Source organism: Mesorhizobium sp. L103C119B0, from assembly GCF_000502235.1.
GTDB lineage: Bacteria > Pseudomonadota > Alphaproteobacteria > Rhizobiales > Rhizobiaceae > Mesorhizobium.
The window spans coordinates 1-4,223 of record NZ_AYXE01000056.1 but is presented as its reverse complement, the minus strand read 5'-3'; the positions used below and the strand labels follow the sequence as shown (position 1 = coordinate 4,223).

Genomic DNA, 4,223 nt, shown 5'->3' with positions numbered 1-4,223 from the left:
CAGATTGCCGGCGAGGAAATCGAGCGGGATTTCGTTGCGCCGGGTCTTGTCGAACAGATAGCGGCTGCCGCGTATCCAGGTGGTCATGATCAGCCCCATGAGGCAGGCAACGGATATTGACACCCATCCGCCTTCCACGATCTTGACGACATTCGCCAGGAAGAAACCCATGTCGATGGTGCCGAACAGCAGCGCCAATGCCAGGGCGAGCCCAAGCTGCCATTTCCACAAATTGCGCATGACAACGAACAGCAGAATGGTTGTCATCAGCATCTCGCCGGTCACCGAAATTCCGTAAGCGGAAGCCAGCGAACTCGAGCTGCCGAAGCCGACAACCAGCAGCATCACTCCCAGGGCGATGAGCAGGTTGACGCGCGGCATATAAATCTGGCCGCTCTGCATTTCGGACGTGTGCTGCACCTCGATGCGGGGCAGCAGGTTGAGTTGCACTGCCTGACGTGCCAGCGAAAAAGCACCCGAGATCACCGCCTGACTGGCGATCACGGTGGCGGCCGTTGCCAAGCCGACCATTGGCATCAGCGCCCAATCCGGCAACATCTCGAAGAATGGATTGGTCGGCCTGCCGCCATTCGCCAACACAAAGGCGCCCTGGCCGAAGTAGTTGAGCAGCAGGCAAGGAAACACCACGGAAAACCACGCGAGCACGATCGGCTTGCGCCCGAAATGTCCAAGGTCGACATAAAGCGCCTCGGCCCCCGTTACCGCCAGGAACACTGCACCAACGGTCACGAAAGCGGCGGTCGGCGTGCCGGCTAAGTAGGCGATCGCATAATACGGGTTGATCGCCAACAGCACCGAAGGATCATCCATCAGGTGGTAGAGCCCGGAAACGCCGATGGCCAGGAACCATAGCGCCGTCACCGGCCCGAATACTGCCGCCACCTTCCCCGTGCCGAAGCGCTGCACGGAGAACAGAAACGCCAGGATGACCAAGGTGATCGGAACGACATAGGCCTCCAGCGTCGGTGTCACCACTTCCAGGCCCTCAACTGCCGACAGCACGGAAATGGCCGGAGTTATGATAGCGTCTCCGAAAAAAAGCGACGCCCCGCAAAGTCCGATGCCGAGGATAAGCTTGGCGCCTTTTGGATAGGCGCTGCGCGCCAGCGCCATCAGGGACAGCGTGCCGCCCTCGCCCTTGTTGTCGGCGCGAAGCACGAAAGCGACGTATTTTATGGTGACGATAATCGTCAGCGCCCAGACGATCAGCGACAGCACGCCCAGGACATCTATGCGCGTGTCGGTACCAGGCGAAGCGTGAAGCGCCTCGCGGAAGGCATAGATCGGGCTGGTGCCGATATCGCCATAGACGACGCCAAGCGCGCCCAGCATCAGAACTTTGGTGCTGTGCTGTTCAGTGTGGGAGTGGTTCGGTTGTTCGACGGGTTCAGCCTCGCTACCGATGCTGGAAAGAGCCATCGACTACTCCCCGATCACCGCGCGGTGCGCCTTGCTTGCTGTCATGCGATATCACCTTCGACACGAGCCTTCCACCGCTACCAACCGCAAGCCTTCAGAAACCGCCCCACCGTGCCGGCCATGCCATACTCCAACGCATCGGCTGTCAACCCGTGTCCGATAGACACTTCGGCCAATGCCGGAATGCGCTTTGCCAATGCCGGAAGGTTGTTCACCACCAGATCGTGCCCGGCATTGACCTGGAGCCCGGCGGCGAGTGCGGCATCCGCGGTTTTTCCCAATCTTTCCAGCTCCTTCCGCGCCTTGGCGGAATCGGAATGGTAGCTGCCGTAGGGCCCGGTATAGAGCTCGATGCGGTCGGCGCCGGTATCGCGCGCGGCATTGACGCCGGTGGGATCCGGATCGGAAAACAGCGACACGCGGAAGCCCCCTTTTTTCAGAAGCTTGACGATCGGGATAAGGAACGCCGCCTCGGCGGCAAAGTTCCAGCCATGGTCCGATGTCGCCTGCGCCGGATCGTCGGGCACCAGGGTCACCTGCTCCGGCTGGTGCCTTTCCACAAGCGCCAGAAAATCCTCGGTCGGGTAGCCCTCGATGTTGAATTCCGCCTTGGGAAACTCGTCGTCGATCAGCGCCCGGATCTCCGGCAGGTCGGAATGCCTGGTGTGGCGCTCGTCGGGCCGCGGATGAACCGTCAGCCCGTGCGCGCCGGCCGCCAGCGCCAGGCGGCCGAGCCCGGTGACGCTCGGCCACGGCAGGTCGCGGCGGTTGCGCAGCATGGCGATGGCGTTGAGATTGACCGAGAGTTTCGCGGGCATGGCGTGAGGTCCGGCTGTTTGTGCAGCGCATCTATACTGCCTTTGATGGGAACAGACAGGGGCTTTCGGGTGTTCCAGTGATGACATCTGCTCGCAAGGGGGAACCCAGCCAATGAATTTTCTCCAATCCGTGCCCGCGATCCGCCGCCTCGAAACCGACCGTGAGGACCTTTTCGCCATCGACGTCGTCGGCCATGTCTCTGCCGCCGACGGCGAAAATCTGTTCGGATTGCTGGAGGCTGCCTACGCGCTGCACCCGAGGATCGACGTCTTGGTGCGGCTGGTCGACCATGAGGGCGTCGACTGGATCGATATGGACGACGAGACGCTGAAACAAGGTACGGTTCATGCGCTAGAGCATATCGCCCGGTGCGCGACGATCGGTGAGCCCGACTGGATAGCGGATGCGCGGAACTTCCTTCCGGCTTCGCCACCCATCGAGTTCAGGCACTTCGCGGCCGAGGATGAAGCGGATGCCTGGCAATGGCTGGGTGCGACGCCACTCAGCCCTGCTGCGCCGGCTGCTACCTGACGCCGGCTATCTAACGCCAGCTATCTAACAATCGTCAGCCGCTCTGCCGCCCGCGTTATGGCAGTATAGAGCCAGCGCTGGCGGGTTTCCTTGAACGCCCAGCTCTCGTCGAACAGCACGACATCGTTCCACTGCGAACCCTGCGCCTTGTGCACGGTCAGCGCGTAGCCATAGTCGAAATCGTCAAAGCGCTTCTTCTGCTGCCAGGGGATATCGGCGTCCGGATCCTCGAAAGCCGACTTGAGCAGCTTGATCTTGGCGACGCCGCGGTCGGGATCGTCCTCCTCGGGCGAGACCAGAAGGTTGATGCCCGGCTTCACCGTTTCGCGCGACGAGGTCATTACCTTCCACAGCGAACCGTTGAGCAGGCCCTTGGCGGGGTCGTTGCGCAGGCAGACCAGCTTGTCTCCGGCCTGCGGATAATCGGCATTGAAACCCTTCAGCTCGCGCAGGCGCTGATTGTAGCGGCGGCGTGTTCGGTTGGTGCCGACCAACACCTGGTCCGCCTTCAGCACCAACTCCTGGGTGACGTCCTCCTTGCCGATGACCTGCGCGCTGCCGTAGTCGCCGCGCATGAACTCGCGGCCCTCGCGCACGTCGAGCGCCAGCTGGATGATCGGATTGTCGCGCGCCTGGCGATGGATTTCGGTCAAGAGCACATCCGGCTCATGCTCGGTGAAAAAGCCGCCGCCCGAGATCGGCGGCAGCTGCGCCGGATCGCCAAGCACCAGGATCGGCGTGCCAAAACTCAGAAGGTCGCGGCCAAGCTGCTCGTCGACCATCGAGCATTCGTCGATGACCACCAGCTTCGCCCGTGAAATAGGGCTTTGCCGGTTGAGCGAGAAGGTCGGCGACATCGAGGTCTTGCCGGTCACCTCGTCCGACACCGATTCCTCGCCCTTCGGCCGGTAGATCAACGAATGGATGGTGCGAGCATTGACCGCGCCCTTGGAACGCAGCACCTGCGCCGCCTTGCCGGTGAAGGCGGCGAACTGCACCTGCCCGTCGACATGCTCGGCAAAATAGCGCGCCAGCGTGGTCTTGCCGGTGCCGGCATAGCCGAACAGCCGGAAGACCTGCGGCCGGCCCTCTTTCAGCCAGCGCGCCACCGCTTTCAGAGCCTCGTCCTGTTGGGGGGAGAATTCCATCGGTTCGACAGACCGGATTCGCAAGGGAAAGACAAGGCCGCCGCCATCAATGCCGGAGGCGCTCAGGCTAACAGCGCCGAAACCGAACGTAAAGGGAACAAGCATTGAGAACGGAGGGCAATCGCTTCAGATAATGACAAACCGCCAGCGCTGCCCCTCATTGCCCTGCCGGGCATTTCTCCCCGTATACTGACCGGGAGAAAAAGGCTGTGTCCGAACCGGATAGATAGGTAACAGAATGGACCGATAGCATGGGTGACAGTTTTCTTGTCCGCCGGAGGACCG

4 protein-coding genes are annotated in these 4,223 nt (G+C 61.8%); 1 reads left to right on the top strand and 3 read right to left on the bottom strand.

Annotation, left to right across the window (positions count from 1 at the left end; genetic code table 11):
* Both X728_RS137045 and X728_RS137050 read right to left on the bottom strand, forming a co-directional pair.
* Nucleotides 1-1,440, bottom strand: a 1,440-nt coding sequence (locus X728_RS137045) for a potassium transporter Kup (RefSeq protein WP_032898348.1), incomplete at its 3' end; no start/stop codon positions are given.
* 77 nt (nucleotides 1,441-1,517) lie between these two features.
* Nucleotides 1,518-2,258 (bottom strand): pyridoxine 5'-phosphate synthase, encoded by a 741-nt coding sequence (locus tag X728_RS137050; RefSeq protein WP_023833327.1) that lies wholly within the window; start codon nucleotides 2,256-2,258, stop codon nucleotides 1,518-1,520.
* A 112-nt stretch (nucleotides 2,259-2,370) separates the two neighbouring features.
* Between X728_RS137050 and X728_RS137055 the strand changes: the two genes are divergently transcribed.
* Complete coding sequence (locus X728_RS137055; RefSeq protein ID WP_023682069.1) at nucleotides 2,371-2,790, top strand: STAS/SEC14 domain-containing protein; 420 nt, start codon at nucleotides 2,371-2,373, stop codon at nucleotides 2,788-2,790.
* A 20-nt stretch (nucleotides 2,791-2,810) separates the two neighbouring features.
* Here X728_RS137055 and X728_RS137060 read toward each other — a convergent pair whose 3' ends face one another.
* A complete protein-coding gene (locus tag X728_RS137060; RefSeq protein ID WP_023682070.1) occupies nucleotides 2,811-3,938 on the bottom strand; it encodes an ATP-dependent RecD-like DNA helicase in 1,128 nt (375 codons plus the stop codon).
* Nucleotides 3,939-4,223 lie beyond the last annotated feature (285 nt).

Bases quoted from the DNA above. Each gene is read 5' to 3' on its own strand.
- X728_RS137050 (WP_023833327.1), bottom strand. From the start codon at position 2,258: ATGCCCGCGAAACTCTCGGTCAATCTCAACGCCATCGCCATGCTGCGC.
- X728_RS137055 (WP_023682069.1), top strand. From the start codon at position 2,371: ATGAATTTTCTCCAATCCGTGCCCGCGATCCGCCGCCTCGAAACCGAC.
- X728_RS137060 (WP_023682070.1), bottom strand. From the start codon at position 3,938: ATGGAATTCTCCCCCCAACAGGACGAGGCTCTGAAAGCGGTGGCGCGC.